Origin of the sequence: Phenylobacterium sp. (assembly GCF_036264965.1) — a bacterium.
In the GTDB taxonomy this organism is placed as follows: domain Bacteria; phylum Pseudomonadota; class Alphaproteobacteria; order Caulobacterales; family Caulobacteraceae; genus Phenylobacterium.
The window spans coordinates 40,890-61,545 of record NZ_DATAPY010000150.1 but is presented as its reverse complement, the minus strand read 5'-3'; the positions used below and the strand labels follow the sequence as shown (position 1 = coordinate 61,545).

General features: G+C 68.5%; 11 protein-coding genes. 5 read left to right on the top strand and 6 right to left on the bottom strand.

Translation table 11 applies throughout. The features are described from left to right. Positions 1 to 4 precede the first annotated feature (4 nt). Positions 5 to 1,642 carry a ShlB/FhaC/HecB family hemolysin secretion/activation protein gene (locus VHS75_RS20060; protein WP_329640390.1) on the bottom strand — a complete coding sequence of 546 codons (1,638 nt, stop codon included), beginning with the start codon at positions 1,640 to 1,642 and terminating at the stop codon, positions 5 to 7. Positions 1,643 to 1,953: 311 nt separating this feature from the next. On the opposite strand from VHS75_RS20060, the gene VHS75_RS20055 reads away from it, so the two are divergent. From VHS75_RS20055 to VHS75_RS20040, 4 genes are read left to right on the top strand one after another with little or no spacing between them, the layout of a single operon-like run. Further along, positions 1,954 to 3,339, top strand: coding sequence for a multiheme c-type cytochrome (locus VHS75_RS20055; protein WP_329640389.1), 1,386 nt, complete (start codon positions 1,954 to 1,956; stop codon positions 3,337 to 3,339). Continuing rightward, positions 3,336 to 5,297, top strand: a complete 1,962-nt coding sequence (locus tag VHS75_RS20050; RefSeq protein WP_329640388.1) for a heme-binding protein — start codon at positions 3,336 to 3,338, stop codon at positions 5,295 to 5,297. Before VHS75_RS20055 ends, VHS75_RS20050 begins: the two co-directional genes overlap by 4 nt. Positions 5,298 to 5,300: 3 nt before the next feature. After that, positions 5,301 to 7,157 (top strand): hypothetical protein, encoded by a 1,857-nt coding sequence (locus tag VHS75_RS20045; protein ID WP_329640387.1) that lies wholly within the window; start codon positions 5,301 to 5,303, stop codon positions 7,155 to 7,157. Positions 7,158 to 7,164: 7 nt separating this feature from the next. After that, entirely contained in the window at positions 7,165 to 11,076 is a 3,912-nt protein-coding gene (locus VHS75_RS20040; protein WP_329640386.1) for a multiheme c-type cytochrome, read from the top strand. Between the two features lie 3 nt (positions 11,077 to 11,079). On the opposite strand, the gene VHS75_RS20035 is transcribed toward VHS75_RS20040, so the two are convergent. The 4 genes from VHS75_RS20035 to VHS75_RS20020 are packed head-to-tail and all read right to left on the bottom strand — an operon-like array spanning position 11,080 to position 16,924. Continuing rightward, positions 11,080 to 12,921 (bottom strand): adenylate/guanylate cyclase domain-containing protein, encoded by a 1,842-nt coding sequence (locus VHS75_RS20035; protein ID WP_329640385.1) that lies wholly within the window; start codon positions 12,919 to 12,921, stop codon positions 11,080 to 11,082. Positions 12,922 to 12,923: 2 nt separating this feature from the next. Continuing rightward, a complete protein-coding gene (locus VHS75_RS20030) occupies positions 12,924 to 13,757 on the bottom strand; it encodes a phosphodiesterase (protein ID WP_329640384.1) in 834 nt (277 codons plus the stop codon). A gap of 49 nt (positions 13,758 to 13,806) precedes the next feature. Continuing rightward, positions 13,807 to 15,255 (bottom strand): aldehyde dehydrogenase family protein, encoded by a 1,449-nt coding sequence (locus VHS75_RS20025; protein WP_329640383.1) that lies wholly within the window; start codon positions 15,253 to 15,255, stop codon positions 13,807 to 13,809. 22 nt (positions 15,256 to 15,277) lie between these two features. Next, positions 15,278 to 16,924, bottom strand: a complete 1,647-nt coding sequence (locus tag VHS75_RS20020; RefSeq protein ID WP_329640382.1) for an acetolactate synthase large subunit — start codon at positions 16,922 to 16,924, stop codon at positions 15,278 to 15,280. A gap of 209 nt (positions 16,925 to 17,133) precedes the next feature. On the opposite strand from VHS75_RS20020, the gene gdhA reads away from it, so the two are divergent. Then, positions 17,134 to 18,495: an NADP-specific glutamate dehydrogenase gene (gene gdhA / locus VHS75_RS20015; RefSeq protein ID WP_329640381.1), complete on the top strand. Its 1,362-nt coding sequence runs from the start codon at positions 17,134 to 17,136 to the stop codon at positions 18,493 to 18,495. On the opposite strand, the gene VHS75_RS20010 is transcribed toward gdhA, so the two are convergent. Next, on the bottom strand, positions 18,480 to 20,651 hold the full coding sequence (locus tag VHS75_RS20010) for a tetratricopeptide repeat protein (protein WP_329640380.1): 2,172 nt from the start codon (positions 20,649 to 20,651) through the stop codon (positions 18,480 to 18,482). The two genes, gdhA and VHS75_RS20010, sit on opposite strands and share 16 nt — an antisense overlap. Positions 20,652 to 20,656: the final 5 nt, after the last annotated feature.

Here is a 20,656-nt window from a genome sequence, read left to right as displayed (position 1 = left end):
CGCTCTACAAGAAGCTGGCCGTGAGATTGATCAGCAGCCGCGGCGACGGCCGCGCACCGCCGGCGACGATGGCGTCGATCGGCTGGGCATAGGTGATCTCGAGATTGGCGCGGTTGGCCAGCCGCATCGTCACCCCTGCGCCGAAGGACCGCAGGGAGCGGCTGGAGATCAGACCGGTGCGCGCGGCGTCGTTGTTGCGCACCGAACCCACATCGAAAAAGGCGTAGGGCGACAGCATGATCGTCGGGCTGACCTGGATGGGCGCGTAGCGCAGGTCGAAGGCGGCGCCCGCGCCGGAGTCCCCCAGCACCACGGCCGGGTCGTAGCCGCGCCCGACGCTGAGATCGCCCAGGGAGATCTGCTCATAGGGCATCAGCGGCCTGTCGGCGTACTGCGCCTGGACATGGACCTCGCCGCTGATCGGGCCGAACAGCGGCGCGCCGACGCCGCCGTTGGCGCGGACCAGCCAGGCGTCGGGAACCGCGAAGCCATGGGTCAGGAGGGCTGAGCCTTCCTCGCTGGCGCCCAGGCCGGCGAGGCCCTTGCGGACGGTGAGCGCACCGGTCATGCCAACAGGCCGGTCGAAGGCGTAGACCCTCAGGTCGCCGTCCAGCCGGCCATAGAGGACGCGAGCCCTGTCCTGGGTGAGCTTGCCGCCGCCGCCCCCGAGGTCGGTTTCCTGGTTCACCAGGTCGATGCCACCCGCCAGGTTCAGGTTGGTCCGCCGGCGGCGGATCAGCGGGTAGGCGACCTCCAGATTGCCCACCACCGAGGTGGTCTTCAGGTCCAACGGCTTCAGCACGTCGCCGGGTCGGCTCTCGCCGTAGACGGCCGATCCGCGCACGATCAGGCCATCGCCGCCGATGCGGGCCGCCTCGAGGATCTGCACGACCCACTGCTCGTTGGAATCCAGGGTGTGGAAGGCCACCAGGCTGGTGTCTTCGCCGAACGGGGTCAGGCTGCGGGCGTCGCCGCGCAGCAGGCCGCCCCAGCGGCCAACGGTCTTGGAGCCGAGGTTCTGGGCGTTGCCGACGGCGCTGAAGGTCGTCCGCGCCACCGTGACGTCGATGTCCACCGCGCCGCGCTCGCCGCTGACGGACGGCTTCACCGCCGCGCGCACCCGCACGCCGGGGATGTCGGAGGCCAGGAGGAGATAGCGCTGCGCCTTGCGCATATCGAACGGCTTCATGCCGCGCAGCTTCTCGACGTAGCGCTCGACGGCCGCCTGGGCCGGGCCGATGTCGCCGCGCACCCGCACATTGACCACGTGGGCCTCGATCACGTCGAGGACCAGCGCCCCGCCGGTGATCCGCTGTTCGGGAATCTCGACCCGGGCCAGGACGCCGCGGTCGAACAGCGCCCGCGCCGCGCGGTCGCGGATTTCGCAGATCACGCCCACCTTCTGCGGCTTGCCGACGAACTCGCGATAGGCCGGGCCGAAGTCCTCCGCCGTCAGCGCCGTCGCGCCGCGGAAGCTCACCGAGGCCAGGTTCACCTCGATCGGCGAGTCGGCCAGCGGGCAGGGGCCGGGCGGCTCAGGAGAGAAGACATCGGAATCCCGCGGCTGCAGGCGCGGCACGCGCGCGGCGGGATTCAGTTCCGGCGCGGAGACACCGGCCTGGGCTGCGGTCGCTGGCGTCACGGCGCCTGGCGTGGCCTGGGCCCATGCATGACCCGCCGTCGCCAACGCGGTCGTCGCAAATGCCAACACCGCGCGGGCTCTAAGGCTTGCGCGAGGCGCCCCCATGCGCAGCCTCTCCCGAATCCGACTAGTTTTTATTGCTTCGGATAACCGATTTTAGCAATGGTTTTCTTGGGTAAACAAGAACTTCGCGTCTCAGTTGAATGCAAACTTACACCGTCTATTGAGCCCTTCATGGTCCGCGCCAATACTGCTACCTAAGGCTCGTGTGGGGGTCTAAGACTCCCGGCTGGGGCATCGTTGGAGCGCCAATGGGGCGGGGACGCGCAACCGGGGTGATGGGCCTGCTGGCGGCCGCGCTGGCGGTCGCCGTGGCGATGGCGGCGACGCACGCCGCCCGAGCCCAGTCCGAACCGCCGGTCGGCGGCCGCGTCGGGGTCCATGAGGGCGTCGCCTCCTGCGGCGGGTCCACCTGTCACAGCCGGCCCGTGGCCAGCGGCCTGACCGTGCGCCAGAACGAACTGATCACCTGGCAGGACCCGCACAGCGAGGCCGGCGCCCACAGCCGGGCCTGGAAGGTGCTGACCCAGCCGCGCGCCGAGGCGATCACCGCCAAGCTGGGCCTGGGTCCGGCCGAGCGGGCCGTGGCCTGCCTGGGCTGCCACTCCGATCCCGCGCCGGCCGGTCAGCGCGGGGCCCGCTTCCAGGTTTCCGACGGCGTCGGCTGCGAGGCCTGCCACGGCGGCTCCGGCGGCTGGATCGCGAGCCACTATGCGCTGGGCGCCACCCACGTCGCCAATGTCAGCCGCGGCATGCTGGCGCTCGACGAGCCCAAGGTTCGCGCCGCACGCTGCCTCGACTGCCACTTCGGCGGCTCCGGCCCCAATCAGTTCGTCACCCACCAGATCATGGCCGCCGGCCATCCGCAGATCTCCTTCGAGCTGGACCTGTTCACCAGCCTGCAGAAGCACCACGACGTCGACGCCGACTACCTGGCCCGCCACAAGGTCGCCGCGGGCGGGGTGAAGACCTGGGCGGTGGGGCAGGCCATGGCGGTGAACCGGGCGCTGACCCTCTACGGGCCGAAGACCCCAGGGGGAGCTTTCCCCGAGTTCGTGTTCTTCGACTGCCAGAGCTGCCACCGGACCTTCTCTAGCGATCCCAAGTGGCGCCCGGTCGCCGAGCCCAATCCCGGCCGGCCGATTCCGGTGGGAACGCCGCCGTTCAACGACGAGAACATGATCATGCTGTCGGCCGCGGCGAAGGTGGCCGCCCCGGCGCTCTCCGCGCGGTTCGAGGGCGAGACGAAGAGCTTCCATCAGGCCCTGGCCCAGAACGGCGCGGTCGCCGCGTCGCAGGCGGCCAGGCTGGCGGCGACCAGCCACGAACTGGCCGACGTTTTCGCCGCCCGCAGCTTCAGCCGCGCAGATACCCTGGCGATCTTCGAAGCCGTGCTGAGCGGCGACACCGTCAGGCGCTACACCGACTTCGCCGGCGTCACCCAGGCGGTGATGGCCGCCGACACCCTGCTGAGCTCGCTGGTGGCCGAGGGCGCGATCGACCGCGCGCAGGCCGCCCGCGTGCGGCCCGATATCGACCGCGCCTCGCAGGCCGTGCGCGATCCCAACGCTTTCCATGCCGCCGAGGCGCGCGCCGCCCTGCAGCAGGCGGCCGAGAAGGTGAGGGGTCTGAAATGAGGCGCGGACCCTTCGGAACGGCGCTGGCTATCGCCGCGGCCCTGGCGCTGGCGGCCTGTGGCGGCGGAGGCGGCGGGTCAAGCACGACCACCACCACCACGCCGCCTCCGACGCCGCCGACGAACCCATACACGGCGCCCGGGACTGATTCCCTCACCACCGCCGATGTCCAGCAGGTGATCGCCCAGGCCGTGGCCGAGGCGAAGGCGCGGGGCACGCCGGCGGTGATCGCCGTCACCGACCGGGTCGGCAATGTGCTGGCCGTCTACACCATGACCGGCGCCCGGGCGACGGCGACCCTGCGGGCCGGGCCGGGCGGCAATCTGGACGCCCAGGGCGTGGTTGCGCCGGCCGCCGCAGCCGCCATCGCCAAGGCGATCACCGGCGCCTACCTCTCCTCCGCCGGCCAGGCCTTCTCGACGCGCACGGCCAGCATGATCGTGCAGCAGAATTTCCCGCCGAGCCCGGCCGCCGTCGGCCTGCCCGGCGGGCCGTTGTTCGGCGTGCAGTTCTCCTCGCTGCCCTGCTCCGATCTGACCGCGCGGTTCAACGCCGCCGGTGGGACCGGCGCCTTCATCGGGCCCAAGCGCTCGCCCCTGGGCCTGGCGGCCGATCCAGGCGGCTTCCCGCTCTATAAGAACGGCACCCTGGTGGGCGGCGTGGGCGTGATGTCCGACGGCGACTACGGCTTCGATCCCGACATCTCCAACATCGACAACGACGACGAGGAGAACGTCGCCCTGGCCGCCACCAATGGCTTCGCGCCGCCCGCGACGATCACCGCCGACAAGGTGGCGCTGGCCGGCACGACGCTGCGCTACAGCGACGCCACCACAGCCACTCTGAAGGTCAGCCCGACCCTGGCGACGCCGTTCGCGAACCTGCCCGCCGGGACCGGATCGCTGACGCCGGTCACCGGCTACTACGCCGGCGGCGGCGTGCTGGCCGGCCAGGTCTATGGCCAGGAAGGCTCCGGCGTGCGGGCGGCGACGACCGCGGAGTTCTCGCAGCCCGGCGGCTTCATCCTGACCAATGGCGCAGGCCAGAACCGCTATCCGCCGCGGGCCGGCACCGACGCGGCCGACGTATCCGCCCCGCTGACCGCCGCCGAGGTGACCGCGCTCCTGGAAGAGGCGTTCAAGGTGATGGCGCACGCGCGCGGCGCGATCCGCCAGCCCTCCGACAGCACCGCACAGATGTCGATCGCGGTGGTCGACACCCACGGCGCGATCCTGGGCGTGGTGCGCGCGCCGGACGCCTCGGTGTTCGGCACGGACGTGTCGGTGCAGAAGGCGCGCTCGGTCACCTTCCTGTCCGGTGCGACGGCCGCCTCGGACCTGTCCGGCGATCCCAGCTCCGATGTCCGCGGCTTCGTGCAGAAGGTGCGCGACTTCTTCCCCGACCAGACGGCGCTGACCGGCAAGACCGCCTTCGGCGCGCGTTCGATCGGCAACCTGGCGCGGCCGCAGTTCCCGGACGGTCAGGTGGGACGGCCGAACGGGCCCCTGTCGCGGCCGATCACGCAGTGGAGCATCTTCTCGACCGGCCTGCAGTCGGCGCTGGTGATCACCAACATCGGCCAGCACCTGGGCTTCGTGACCGGGGCCAACCCTACCGACACCGCGCCGCGCTGCACCTTCCTGCCCGACGCAGCGGCCGGACAGAATCGCCTGCAGAACGGTTTGCAGATCTTTCCGGGCGGCGTGCCGATTTATCGTAACGGAAAGCTGATCGGCGGCATCGGCGTCTCCGGCGATGGCATCGACCAGGACGACATGGTCGCTTTCCTGGGCCTTTTCAACGCCTCAAGCCGTGTGGGCATAGGCGAGGCGGACCCTTCGATCCGGGCAGACCAGCTCCTGGTAGGCCCCGCGCCGGCGCAACGACTTCTTTACGTTAACTGTCCGTTTGCACCGTTCTTGGACACCTCGGACCAGAACGTCTGTCAGGGAAAATAGGGAATGCGGGGCGGCCTGCTCCTTGCGCTCCTGCTCACCACGATCCCGCTCGCCGAGCGGGCGAGGGCGGCTGATCTGATCGGCGACCTGCTGATGTCCGCCAGCGCCGCGTCTTTGGACCCCATCGCCGACGCGCTGGACGCCACGCCGCAAGCGCCCGCGGACGCGCCGCAAGAGCAACCTCGCCGCCGCCCGGGCCGTCCGCAGGACCTGCCGCCCGCCGAGGCGCCGCAGCAGAACAAAGGGGCGATCAACGCTCCGCCGCCCGACGCCTTCCCCACCGATCAGGTCCCGATCCCCGACCGCTGGCGGCTGATCGAGGCCGTGGGCGTCCACTCCCGCTGGTTCGACCCCTACAACCAGAACACCATCAAGGGCGACCGGCCGACCTGGGGAACGCAGGACTGGTTCTTCACCCTGACCGGCATCTCCGACACGATCCTCGAGCCGCGCAGCTTCCCGCTGCCGGTCGGCTCGCAGACCTCGACGCGCCCGGGCAGCAACGACAACTTCGGCCGCGCCAACAGCTTCGTGGGCTCGCAGACGGTCATCGTGGGCCTGGCGCTGACCAAGGGCTCAACGGCGTTCAAACCGCCGGAGATCGAGGCGCGCCTGACCCTGGCCTTCAACGACAACTACGCCTCGGTCCCGGAGAAGCGGATCCTGTCGATCAGTCCGTCCAACCCGCCGCGGCGCAACGACGCCTTCGTGGGCGTCCAGGAAGCCTTCATCGACTACCACATCCGCAACGTCTCGGACCGCTATGACTTCGACTCCCTCCGAGTCGGGATCCAGCCATTTTCCAGTGACTTCCGTGGGTTTCTTTTCCAGGACAATCAACTGGGCGTCCGGCTGTTCGGCGACCGTGACAACAACCGCTGGCAATACAATCTGGCGGCCTTCCAGCGGCTCGAGAAGGACACCAATTCCGGCCTGAACGACCTTGGCCAGGCGCTGCGCAAGGACTCGATCTTCGTCGCCAACCTCTACCGCCAGGACCTGCCGTTCCCGGGGATCACCTCGCAGGTGAGCGTCGTCTACGACCGCGACCGGGAGGCCGGGCAGATCCATTTCGACGACAACGGCTTCCCGGTCCGTCCGGCCCTCATCGGAAACGATAGGAGTCGCGATTACGACGTTGTTTATCTTGGCTATAATGCCGACGGCCACATCGGGCGCCTCAATCTCACGGCCTCGGCCTACAGCGCCACCGGCGAGGACCGGAACAGCATCTTCACGGGCCGTAAGGCGCACATCCAATCGTGGTTCGCCGCCTTCGAGCCGTCCTATGACCTGGACTGGATCCGCGTCCGCGGTTCGGCGCTCTATGCGTCCGGCGACCGCAAGCCCTATGACAACCGCGAGACCGGTTTCGACGCCATCGTCGAGAACCCGCAGTTCGCCGGCGCCGACACCAGCTATTGGATCCGCCAGTCGATCCCGTTCATCGGCGGCGGCCAGGCGATCTCGCTGAACGGTCGCAACGGCGTGCTGGCTGACCTGCGCTCGTCGAAGGACGAGGGGCAGTCGAACTTCAACAATCCGGGCACGATCCTTCTGGGGACCGGAGCGGACTTCGACCTGACGCCGCGCATTCGGCTCAGCGCCAACATCAACCGGCTGTGGTTCGACAACACTGCGGTGCTTCGGGTCCTGCGCAACGAGGGCTCGATTTCGCGCGACCTGGGCTGGGACTATTCGGTGTCGGCGATCTGGCGGCCGAAGATGACGCAGAACATCGTCTTCCGCGGCTCCGTGGCGATCTTCGACCCCGGCGCGGGCTTCAACGATCTCTTCGCAAACTCCAGCGGCGACAACCGATACTATTCGGTGCTGCTGGACGCGATTCTCAGCTTCTAGGGACCAGATGGGGTGGGCGGGCAAAATCGGCTGGAGGGCGGCGGCGCTGGCGGCGCTGCTCCTGGTCGCGCCTGCGTCCCTGCGCGCCGCGGCCGATGTGGAAAAGCCGGTCGCCCGGACCTATCACACAGCCCCGGCCGCGCCGGCCGGTGAGACGGAGGCGCAGGCCCACGCCAGGAGCGTCGGCTGCGAGAGCTGCCACACCGCCTCCGACGCGCCATCGATGCACAAGTCCTCGGCCGTGGTGCTGGGCTGCGCCGACTGCCATGGGGGAGACGCCAGCGTGACCGCCGCGGTGAGCCTGAAGAAGGGCTCGCCCGAATACGCCGTGTTGCGCGACAAGGCCCACGTCCTGCCGCGCTATCCGAAGTCGTGGAACTTCCCGAGCTCGGCCAAGCCGAAGCAGAGCTACACGCTGCTGAACCGCGAGGCGCCGGAGTTCGTGCGCTTCGTGAACCCGTCCGACTACCGCGTCGCCCGCGAGTCCTGCGGCGCCTGCCACCTGGACCTGATCCAGAAGGCCGAGCGGTCGCTGATGGCCAATGGGGCGATGTTCCTGGAAGGCGCGTCCTACAACAACGGCGTCCTGCCCAATAAGACCGCCATCCTGGGCGAGGCCTATACCGCCAAGGGTGAGCCGGCCCGGACCCTGTCGCCCGGCTCGCCGCCCGGCGCGGTGACGCCGGAGCAGAAGGCCAAGGGCGCGGTGGGAACCCTCTATCCGATCCCCGCCTGGCAGGTGACGCCGCCCGGCGACATCTTCCGCGTCTTCGAACGCGGCGGGCGCAACATCAACCCGACCTTCCCGGAAATCGGCCTCCCGGATAGCGCCGGCGAGATCCAGAAACTGGAGGAGCCGGGCCGGCCCGACATCCGCCAGTCGAACCGCGGCCCCGGCACCGGCCTGCGCGTGGCGATCCCGGTGCTGAACATCCACAAGACCCGCCTCAACGACCCCTTCATGTGGTTCATGGGCACCAACGATCAGCCGGGTGATTACCGCCAGTCGGGCTGCGCCGGCTGCCACGTGGTCTACGCCAACGACCGCCAGCCGCAGCACAGCCTGACCTACGCCAAGTTCGGCCGCGACGGGCAGTCGGCGAGCCTCGATCCGACCATCGACAAGACCGAGAGCGGGCACCCCATCGAGCACGCCTTCACCCGCGCGATACCGACGTCGCAGTGCATGAACTGCCACATGCACCAGCCGAACATGTTCATGAACACCTACCTCGGCAACACCATGTGGGACTACGAGGCCGACGCGCCGTTCATGTGGCCGGAGCGGCAGCGCTATCCGACCGCCGCCGAGATCCGCAAGGTCCTGGACCGCAATCCGGAAGGCGCAGCCCCGCGCGGCCTGTGGGCCAGCCTGGACTTCCTGCGCAACGTCTTCGACCTCAATCCGAAACTGAAGGACACCCAGTTCGCCGACTACCACGGCCACGGCTGGAACTTCCGCGGGGTGTTCAAACGCGACCGCGACGGCAACCTCTTGGACGCCGACGGCAAGATCGTCGCCAACGACGACCCGGAGAAGTGGCGCAAGGCCGGCGAGGGCAAGTTCGTCGAGCCTGGCGTCAGCGCCGGCAAGGCGGTCCACATGATGGACATCCACGCCGAGAAGGGCATGCAGTGCGCCGACTGCCACTTCAGCCAGGACGCCCACGGCTCCGGCCTGCTGATCGGCGAGGTCGCCAACGCCGTGGAGATCGGCTGCCGCGACTGCCACGGCACGGTCTCGGCCTACCCGACGCTGAAGACCTCCAATGTGGCGGCCAGCCCCGAAGGCACGGACCTGACCCTGCTGCGCAACCCCGACGGCCAGCGCCGGTTCGAGTGGGTGGAGAAGGACGGCCGCCGCGTCCTGATGCAGCGCTCGATCATCGATCCGAAGCTGGAGTGGCAGATCCACCTGGTGAAGGACTCGGTCGACCGCGACAGCCCCGATTTCAACCCCAAGGCCGCCCGCGCCAAGCTGATGGCCAAGATCGGCCAGGACGGGAAGCCGTTCCAATGGGGCCCCGGCGTCGACAAGGCCAACCTCGCCCACAAGGACGGCGAGATGGAATGCTACGCCTGCCATACGTCGTGGACGACGTCCTGCGGCGGCTGCCACCTGCCGATCGAGGCCAACTGGAAGACCACCAGCCACAAGTACGAAGACGGCGAGACGCGGAACTACGCGACCTACAACCCGCAGGTGGCGCGGGACGACATGTTCCAGCTGGGCCGCCACTCGACGATCAAGGGCAATACCATCGCGCCGGTCCGCTCATCCTCGGCGCTGATCCTGTCGTCGACCAACATCAACCGCGAGCGGATCTACACCCAGCAGCCGCCGATCTCGGCCAGCGGCTATTCGAGCCAGGCTTTCGCCCCGCACTTCGCCCACACGGTCCGCAAGACCGAGACGAAGACCTGTGACGACTGCCACGTGGCCGAGGCCAACGACAACAACGCCATCATGGCCCAGCTGCTGTTGCTGGGCACCAACACGATCAACTTCATGGGCCTTCACGCCTGGGTCGGGCTGGAGGGCGGTCTGGAGGCCGTCCGGGTCACCGAATGGAGCGAGCCGCAGGCGGTGTTCGGCTCCTATCTGCAGAAGTATGCCTATCCCGACTTCTACAAGCTGCACGTCGAAAAGAACGGCCGCGAGCTGATCAACTGGCGCCGCGGCAAGCCCTTCGCCAAGGGGCTGAAGGGCGGAGAGGGCGATGCGGAAGAAGACATCGTCAATGTCACCCACAAGACCGGCGGCGCGGCCAACTGCCTGCAGCTGCGCGGGGAATATGTCTACGTCGCCGAGGGGAAGGGCGGCTTCCGCGTCTACGACGTGGCCTCGATCTCCAACAAGGACATCTCGCAGAAGATCGTCTCAGCGCCGTTCTCGCCGTTGGGCGACGACACGCATATCGCGTCGAAGAACGCCACCTGCATGGCGCTGCCGACCAACCAGTCGATCGCGCCCGGGCGCAACACCGCGCTGATGCAGACCGAGAACCAGGAACAGCCGTTCCACCCGATCTATCACTACGCCTTCATCACCGACGCCGAGGAAGGTCTGATCGAGGTCAACGTCGACACCCTGTCCGACGGCGATCCGCGCAATAACAGCCTGCATCGGGCGCTGACCTGGAACCCCGGCGGCCTCTTGAAGGGCGCGCGGCACATCACGCTGGGCGGGCACTACGCCTATATCGCCGCCGACGCGGGCCTGGTGGTGCTGGACCTCAACGACCCGCTGAGGCCGCGCCACGTGACCACCTTGGCCCTGCCGGGCGTCCGCGCCGCGGCGCTGCAATTCCGCTACCTCTTCGTCACCGACGCGAAGGGGCTGGAGGTGGTCGACGTGACCCGGCTGGAGAAGCCGGTGCTGGTGGCCGGGGCGACCGTGCCGATCGCCGATGCGCACAGGGTCTATGTGGCGCGCACCTACGCCTATGTGGCCGCCGGCAAGGACGGCCTGATCATCGTCGACGTGAAGCAGCCGGAAGCGCCCAAGGTCTACCAGAAGGTCGATTTCGGCGGCCGGATGAACGACGCCCAGGACGTGGTCGTGGCCGCCACCAACGCCTCGCTGTTCGCCTACGTGGCGGACGGCAGGAACGGCATGAAGGTGATCCAGCTTACCAGCCCCTCCAGCCAGCCCAACTTCTACGGCTTCTCGCCGCCGCCGAAGCCGGAGCTGATCGCCTGGGCCCGCACCGCGACCCCGGCGCTGGCGCTCTCCAAGGGCCTCGACCGCGACCGCGCCGTCGACGAGACGGGCCATCAGATCGCCGTCTTCGGCCGCCTGGGCTCGCGGCCCTTCACCCGGCCGGAGATGGAGCACTTCTTCATCGACCGCTTCGACCGGCCGTACCGGGTGACCAACGATCCGGACCTGGCGGCCTGGGTGGCCGCGGCGCGGTAGGCCTCACGCCACCGTATAGGCCGCGATCGGCAGGGGGACGCCCTTCAGCTGGATTTCGCCGACGGCGCGGGTTGGGCCGGCTTCGGTGGCTAGGCGGTTGGTGGCTTCGGAGAACAGGATGCGGGTGCCGAAGGTCTTGTTGGCGGCTTCCAGGCGCGCGGCGATGACCACCACCTCGCCGTAGGCCGTGTAGTTGAACCGCCGTTCGCCGCCGAAGTTGCCGACCAGGCCGACGCCGGAATCCAGGCCCATCCGCGTATGGCCGAAGACCCCGTGCTGCCCCATCATCGTGGCGCGGTAGCCTTCGGCGAAGACGTCGATCTCGCGGGCGCAGATCAGGGCGCGGTCGGCGTGGTCGGCGTAGGGCACCGGCGCGCCGAAGAAGACGATGACCCCGTCGCCGGTCATCTTGTCGATCATCGCTCCGTGGGCCCAGAGGATCTCCAAGATGCCGTCCAGGTAGCCGTTGATCACCACCTGGAAGGTCTCCAGCGGCAGGGTGGCGACCAGGTTGGAGAAGTTCTCCAGGTCGGAGATCATCACCGTGATCTCGCGCTTGTCGGCGCCGATCTTCACCGCCTCGCGGCCCTCGACGATATTGTCGATCACCTGCGGCGCCAGGTAGCGCTCCAGGGTGGAGGAATAGAAGGCGCGCTGGCTGGAGAGCTCGGCGGCGGTCAGGCGGCTCATCACGAAGAAGGCGAAGGCGAAGCTGACGCCCGGCGCGGTCATCGGCGCCACGAAGGCGAACCAGGCGAAGGTCGTGAAGGCTACCAAGAAGGAGAGGGCCATGCCGCCCAGCACGATCCCGATCGCCGCCCACCAGCGCACCCCGCCCTGGCCCAGCGCCGCGCCGGCCAGGCCGGCCACGAAGACGATCAGGGCGATGACCAGCGGGCTCGCCACGCGGATCCGGTCGCCGGCCAGCATCTGGCTGAGCGCATGGACGTGCACCTCGACGCCGGGCATCCCGACGTCGTTGCCGGCCAGGAAGCGCAGCGGGGTCGCGTGCATGTCCTCCGGCAGGGTGTCGGCGTCGGCGTGGGCCGAGCGCGCGACGGCGCCGATGAAGACGATCTTGCCCTTGAAGAAGCTGTCCGGCAGCGCCGATGCGTAGGCGGCGGAATAGGAGGGCGCGATGGCGCCGGTGTTCTCCGCCGTCGCGCCGGCGTAGGGCGCGCGGTAGCGGATGGCGAACGGCTTAGTCGGCGGGGTCACGCCGATGGCGGCGGCCACCTCGGCCGAGAGCGCCCGCTTCTTGCCCGGCAGCGGGTCGTAGTGGCGGATGACATTGTCGTAGTCCAAGTGGACCAGGGCGCGTGCGTCGGCATAGCGGAGCTTGGGGCTCACCGGGTAGTCGACCCCGGGTTTCAGCGATGGGTCTGCTCCCACGACGATCGGCGCTTTGATGTTGGCGATGCGCCTGGAGAAGTCTTCGAACTCTCCCGACGCAGGGTTCCAGGTGTCGAGGAGGTAGTCGACGGCGATCGCCCTGACGCCCTTCTTGTCCAGCGCCGCCAGCAGGTCGCCCAGCCAGGCCTTGTTGATCGGCGCCAGGCAGCGGCAGGGCGAGGCGTCGCGCATGGCGTTGTCCGCCGCGTCGTCCATCTTGACGATGACGAAGTCGTGCTGCGCGGGCGGGGCGGTGAGCGCGAGGCGCAGGTCGTAGGTCAGGTTCTCCACGAACCGGAAAGGCGTGGTGCCGTTGAGCGCCAGGGCGACCACGGCCGAGGCCAGGGCCACGCCGGTCAGCATGGCCAGGCCGCTCCACACGCCGCGCACCTTGCGGAACGCCGACAGGCGGGCGAGCAGCTGGGTGATGGCTCCGCCGGTCCGGCCCGCCATCGCTAGTCGAAGCCGAAGGGTCGGGTGTAGGCCACGGCCGGTTCGAAGTCCCCGGCAACGCAGGTGTGGGTGGTCACCCGGCCCTCATCGACGACGACCAGCACATAGCCCGGCGGCTCGGCCACCAGGATCTCGCGGCCGTCCGGCCGCTCCATGTCGATGGGGCTGAGGTCGAGCGTGACCTGGATAGAGGTGGCCGGCGAGGTCGCGATGATCTGGCCGGCCAGCATGCCGTGGAAGGCGCGGTGGACGTGGCCGCAGAGCACGGCGCGGATCTGATTCTGGCCGCGGATGACATCGGCCAATCGACCGATCCAGGGGGCGTCCGGTTCGGGGTCCATCCACCTCACGCCGGACAGGATCGGCGGGTGGTGCATGATCACGACGGTCGGCGTCTTAGTGTCCGCCGCCAGGGTCTCCGCCAGCCAGCGCGCGCGCGCGGCGTCGAATCCGGCGCGGTCGTGGCCCTCTTCCAGGGTGTCGCAGACCACCATCCGCAAGCCGTCGAAGTCGACCGCGTACTGCACAAAGCCGTTGGCGTCCGTGGGTGCGAAGGGACCGCCGAACGCCTCCAGGAAGGGGACACGGCGGTCGTGATTGCCGACCGCGTAGTAGATCGGGATCTCGCACTCGGCGAAGATGGTTTTCAGGGCGGCGTATTCGGCCGGCTCGCCGTGGTCGACCAGATCGCCGGAGGCGATGATCGCCGTGGGGCGCGGCTTCAGCCTGTGGATCGCGCGCAGCACCTCGCGCAGGCGCTGTTCGTTGCGCAGCGAATTCAGGGGATCATGGCCCGTGGTGACGTGCAGGTCCGTGATCTGCGCGATGGTCAACACAGGTTTCTCCCCGGCCTTACGCAATTCACCATCAACGTAGTACGTCGATTCAGCGCCGACGGATGACCAGGTTGCGAATTTCGGTCATATCTTCCATGGCGAACTTGACGCCTTCACGCCCCAGACCGGAGTCCTTCACGCCCCCATACGGCATGTTGTCGACCCGGTAGCTGGGCACGTCACCGATCACTACGCCGCCGACGTCCAGCTTGTCCCAAGCCGTCAGCATCCGGAAGAGATCGCGTGTGAAGAGCCCAGCCTGCAGACCGAACTTCGAGTCGTTCACCTCGTCCAGTGCTGCTTCGAAATCTTCGAAGCGGGACAGGATCGCGACGGGGCCGAAAGCCTCCTCGGCATAGAGCTTGGCGTCGCGGCCGACGCCCTCCACCAAGGTGGCTTCCAGCATGGCGCCTTCGCGTTTGCCGCCGCAGAGGATCCTGGCGCCGCCGGCCGCCGCGGCCTGGATCCAATTGTCCAGACGGGTGGCTTCCTTCACGTCGATCATCGGCCCGATGAAGGTCTTCTCGTCCTTGGGATCGCCGGCGATCAGGGTCTTGGTCTTGGCCACCAGCCGGTCGCGCAGCTCGTCGTAGATCTTGGCGTGGATGACGATCCGCTGCACGCCGATGCAGGACTGGCCGGACTGGTAGAAGGCGCCGAAGATGATCCGTTCGACCGCGTCGTCCAGGTCGGCGCCGGAGATGGTCTCATCGACGATCACCGCGGCGTTGCCGCCCAGCTCCAGCACCACCTTCTTCTTGCCGGCGCGGGCCTTCAGGTCCCAGCCCACATCGGGCGAGCCGGTGAAGGAGAGCAGTTTCAGCCGGTCGTCGGTGGTGAACAGGTCCGCGCCCTCGCGGTGGGCCGGCAGGATGGAGAACGCGCCCTTCGGCAGGTCGGTCTCGGCCAGCACCTCGCCGATGATCAGCGCGCCCAACGGCGTGCGGCTGGCGGGCTTCATCACGAACGGACAGCCGACCGCCAGCGCCGGGGCGATCTTGTGGGCCGCCAGGTTGAGCGGGAAGTTGAACGGGGAGACGAAAGAGCAGGGGCCGATCGGCACCCGCTTCCACATCCCCTGATAGCCCTTGGCGCGCGGCGAGATGTCCAGCGGCTGCACCTCGCCCACCATCCGAACGCTCTCCTCGGCGGCGATGCGGAAGGTGTCGATCAGGCGGGTGACTTCGCCTCTCGAGTCGCGGATCGGCTTGCCGGCCTCGATGCACAGCGCCATGGCCAACTCGTCGTACCGCTCGGTGAAGCGGGTGACGCAGTGGGCGAGGACCGCCTGGCGTTCATAGGCCGCCATCCTGGCCATCGGCTCAGTCGCCTCGACGCAGGCGGCGATGCCGGCGCTGATGGTCGCCGCGTCCGCCTGGGCGACGCGCGTTGCGACCTCGCCGGTGAACTTGTCGGTGACCACGAGGTCCTGGTTCGGGCTCTTGGCCTCGTTGGCGAGGTAGAGCGGGTAGGAGGCTTTCAGCGCGGGAGCGGCCATGGCGACGGTCGGCGACGGTCGGTCAGACCGCCGCGCTCAGCTCCTTGATCTGCTTGTTGAGGATCGGGTCGTTGTCGGAATAGTCCACGGGGACCTCGATCAGATTGACGCCGGGCGTGTTGAGGCACTTCTCGAGCAAGGCCGGAAGCTCGGCCGCCGATCCCACGCGGTAGCCGTTCGCGCCATAGCTCTCGGCGTATTTCACGAAGTCCGGGTTGCCGTAAGTCAACCCCCAGTCCTTGAAGCCCATGTTGGCCTGCTTCCAGCGGATCATGCCGTAGGAGTTGTCGTTCAGGATCAGGACCGTGATGTTCAGCTTCAGGCGGACGGCGGTCTCCATCTCCTGGCTGTTCATCATGAAGCCGCCGTCGCCGCAGATCGCCATGACCTTGCGGTCCGGATAGACCATCGACGACGCCATGGCCGAGGGCAGGCCCGCGCCCATGGTGGCCAGCGCATTGTCCAGCAGCACGGTGTTGGTCATCCGCGCCGGATAGTTGCGCGCGAACCAGATCTTATAGACCCCGTTGTCCAGGCAGATGATCCCGTCGGCGGGCATGGCCTTGCGGATCTGGTCGACCAGGTGCTGCGGATAGATCGGGAAGCGCATGTCGCCGATCTGCTTGGCGGTGTGCGCCACCTCGGCGGCGCGGGCCTTCATCATCTTGGAGAAATCCCATCCGGCCTGGGGCAGGATGTCTTCCTTGATCTGCCAGATGGAATTGCCGATGTCGCCGATCACCTCGTACTGCGGGAAGTAGACCGGATCGACCTCGGCCGAGCGGAAGTTGATGTGGATCACCTCCGCGCCGCCCTTCTGCATGAAGAATGGGGGCTTTTCGATCACGTCGTGGCCGACGTTGATGATCAGGTCCGCAGCCCCGATCGCGCGGTGCACGAAGTCCCCCGCCGACAGGGCCGCGCAGCCCAGGAACTTGGGCGACAGCTCGTCGACCACGCCCTTGCCGAGCTGGGTGGAGACGAAGGGGATGCCGGTCTTCTCGATGAACTGGGCCAGCATGCGGCTGGTCATGGTGCGGTTGGCGCCGGCCCCGATCACCAGGATCGGCGACTTGGCCTTCTCGATCCGCTTGGCCGCGGCGCGGATCGACTTCTCGTCGGCGATCGGACGGCGCGCGTTGCTGCGCGGGATCGGCGTGGAGTCGGTCTGCTCGTGGGCGATGTCCTCGGGGAATTCCAGGTGCACCGCGCCGGGCTTTTCCTCCTGGCCCAGGCGGAAGGCCTCGCGGATGCGCGAGGGGATGTTGTCGGCCGAGGCCAGCTGGTGGGTGTATTTGGTCAGCGGCCCCATCATGGCCACCACGTCGAGGATCTGGAACCGGCCCTGCTTGGAGCTCTTGATCGGCTTCTGGCCGGTGACCATCATCATCGGCATGCCGCCCAGCTGGGCGTAGGCGGCGGCGGTGACGAAGTTGGTGGCGCCGGGGCCGAGCGTTGCGACGCAGACGCCGGCCTTGCCGGTGTGGCGGCCGTAGGTGGCGGCCATGAAGCCGGCCCCCTGCTCATGGCGCGTCAGGATCAGCTTGATCTTGGTCGACCGCGACAGGCTGTCCAGGAAATCGAGGTTTTCCTCGCCGGGCACGCCGAAGATGTACTCGACGCCTTCCTCTTCCAGACAGGCGATAAAAAGATCCGAGGCCTTGGTCATCCGCTTCGCGCTCCCCCGCCGAAGGGCAGAGTTGGGTCCATTTGCGCAGCTTTGTGAAGGGGGCACGGGCGAGCTCGGCGCCAAGCTCCGCCTTAATCGCTTAAACCCGGACGGATTCCGTTGTTATGTAGGCGCCGGGGACTGGCCTGTGCGTGTCGGAGAGCCTTCGGCGCGGCGGCTGGCGAAACATCAACCGGGGGCGCACAACCATGGCCACAGCCGATCACGTCGATCTCGAACGTTTCATCGCGGGCGTCAGCAAGCGCAATCCGGGGCAACCGGAATTCGTCCAGGCGGTGCAGGAAGTCGCCGAGGACATCTTCGAGTTCATCGCCGACAAGGAGGCGTACCACGAGTACCAGATCCTGCGCCGGATCGCCGAGCCGGACCGGGTGATCAGCTTCCGGGTCTGCTGGGAAGACGACAAGGGCAACATCCGCGTGCAGCGCGGCTGGCGGGTGCAGAACAACAACTCGATCGGCCCTTACAAGGGCGGCATCCGCTTCCACCCGTCGGTGACGGAAAGCGTGCTGAAGTTCCTGGCCTTCGAGCAGACCTTCAAGAACGCGCTGACGGGCCTGCCGATGGGCGGCGGCAAGGGCGGGTCGAACTTCAATCCCAAGGGCAAGTCCAACAACGAGGTCATGCGCTTCTGCCAGTCGTTCATGACCGAGCTTTACCGGCATATCGGCGCCGACACGGACGTGCCGGCCGGCGACATCGGCGTGGGCGGCCGCGAGATCGGCTTCATGTTCGGCCAATACAAGCGGATCACCAACGAGTTCACCGGCGTCCTGACCGGTAAGGGGCTGGAATACGGCGGCAGCCTGATCCGCACCGAGGCCACGGGCTATGGCGCGGTCTACTTCCTGCAGAACATGCTGAAGAACGTCGGCGACAGCGTCGACGGCAAGACGGCTGTGATCTCCGGCTCCGGCAATGTGGCCACCCACGCGGCGGAAAAGGTCGTCCAGTTGGGCGGCAAGGTGCTGACGCTCTCGGATTCCGAGGGCTTCATCCACGACCCGGCCGGCATTGACCAGACTAAGATCGACTGGATCAAGGAGCTCAAGAACAAGCGCCGCGGCCGCATCTCCGAATATGTGAAAGAGTTCAAGGGCTCGTCCTTCCACGGCGACGGCGCCCGGCCCTGGGGCGTGGCCTGCGACGTAGCGCTTCCCTGCGCCACCCAGAACGAACTCAATGGCGCCGAGGCTAAGATCCTGGTCGCCAACGGCTGCATGGCGGTGTCGGAAGGCGCCAACATGCCGACTGACCTGGACGGCGTGCACGTCTTCAAACAGGCGCAAATCCTCTACGCGCCCGGCAAGGCGGCCAACGCCGGCGGCGTGGCGGTCTCGGGCCTGGAGATGAGCCAGAATTCGGCGCGCATCTCCTGGAAGGAAGCCGACCTGCAGCAGCACCTCTTGGACATCATGGCCGGTATCCACGAGCGCTGCGTCGAATACGGCGGGCGCAAGGACTCCAAGGTCATCGACTACGTCCGCGGCGCCAACATCGCCGGCTTCAAGAAGGTGGCCGACGCGATGCTGGCCTACGGAGTGGTGTAGGCGGGGCTGCGACACGCGCCGATAAGGTGCTGCGCCAGCGCCGCGATCGCGGTTGTCTGGTTCAGGCGCGGGAGCTGGTCGGCGAGCGCTTCGCTGGCCGCCTTGCGCGCCTTGCCGTCGAGCCCCAGGGCTACAGCTGTTTCGACGTAGTCGGCCTGCGTCTCGCAGACGAGCCGATCCAGTCCGATCTCACGCAACATCGCGGCCGCATGACGCGAGCGCATCGTGTCGCCAGGCAGTGTGACGACCGGCAGGCCGCGGGCGAAGGCGTCCAGCACCGAATTGCAGCCGGACCAGCCGATGCTGTCCAGCATGACGTCGGCGCAGCCCATGGCGGCCCGGAACGCCTGTGACCCCATGCGCGGCAGGACGGCGCAGCACCGTTCCGCGTCAAGGCCGCGCCGGGCGAAGGCCTCGGCGAGGCGATCCCGGAAGCGCTGGGTCAGCGGTGCGCTTCCGGGGAATTCGATGAAGATGAAGCGGCTGTTCGGAACCCGAGCGGCGATCTCGGCGAACACGCCGTCATGTTGCGGCAGGTATTTGTACAGCGACTGGCCGCACCAGTAGACGACCGCGTCATCGGGCAGGCCCAGCGCGGACCGCGCAGGTGGCGACGCGTCGGCCAGCGGCAGGGTGCAGATGGTCGACAGGCCGGGCAACCGGACGAGGGTTTCAGTGTAGCGGGCCTCGGCCCCCGGCGGCTCCATGGCGTCGCTGCTGAGGTAGAAGTCGAGGGTCGGATAGCCGGTCGTCGACGGATGGCCCCAGGAACCGTACTGCGCCGGAGCCAGGCGCAGGGCGGCGAGCTGCGCCGCCATCGGATCCATGCCGACCTCCGGATAGATCAGGGCGTGCGGCTGCAGATCGACGATCCGCCCACGCCAGTCCGCCAGGGTGAGCGGACCCTGGACGAAGCGGTCGAACAGGGCCCGCGCGCGCTCGGTCTCGGCGTCGCAGACCGTCCCGGTGTGGAAGGCGATCAGCTCGAATTGGCTGCGGTCGAGGCCCGCCACCCAGCCCCGTGTCGGCAGACGCCACACGGAGTGATCGCGCAGGTAGCCGCAGACCACGCCGATGCGCAGGCGCTCGCCGGGCCGCGGCGGGGCGGCCTGGGCCGCGGCGGGGAAGGCCGCCGCCATCGCCTGACAGACGATCTCGCCGTAGTGGCGCTGGAGGGCGTCGTCGTGGCGGCCCTGGTAGGCTAGGTGGAACGGCTGCGCGGCCCCGACGCCGGCTGCCAGGGCCGCGGGATCGACCCGCGCGACATAGTCCGCCAGGACGTTGAGCTCGGCGGAATAGTCGGCGCGCCGCAGCTCCACCTCCGCCGCATCGCGATAGAGCGGCGGAAGGTGCGCCATGACCAAGGCGAACCGCGCGGACGCCAGGTCCGGCCGCAGCGCCACGACCTCGCGCAGAAGGCGGACCGCCTCGTCGGTGCGGCCCTCATCCTTGCGCACGGCCGCCAGGTTGTAGAGCGCCTCGGCGAAGCCGGGGCTCAGGGCCAGCGCCCGCTCCAGGCCGGCGCCGGCCGCGGTCAGGTCGCCCAGTTCCTTGAGCGCGACGCCCAGGGTGTTGAGCAGCGCCGGATCTTCGCCGGCGCCCAGCGCCGCGCGGCACAAGCCGGCCGCCTCGGCGAAGCGGCCCTCGGCGTTGCGCGCCACGGCCAGGTTGCCGGCGAAGCCGGGGTCCTGAGGCGCGAGGGCGACGGCGCGCTCGGCGTGATCCACTGCGGCCGCGAAGTCGCCCGCGGCGTAGAGCGCCGAGGCCAGCGCATCCTGCGCCGCCGCCAGGCCGGGGTCAGCCGCCACGGCCGCGCGCAGGGCTGCGACGGAGGCCTCCTTGCGTCCGGCGCGGTGGTGCGCGGCCCCCAGCAGGAGGCCGGCCGCCGCGGCCTGCTCGGGGGCGCCGTTGGCGACGGCCCGTTCCAGCAGCGCGACACACTCGGCGTCGCGCCCGGCGCGGCCGGCGATCAGGCCCAGCAGGCTCAGGCTGGGCGCATGGTCCGGCGCCGCGGCGAGGGCGCGCCGCAAGAGGGTTTCGGCGCCGGCGGCGTCGCGCGCCCGGAAACGATCCGTTGCATTCGCCAAGAGCCGCTCGACGTCCTCCACCCGATCCCCGCAGTTTTCCCGCTCAAGCGACTTGCAATCTAGCTGCATAACGA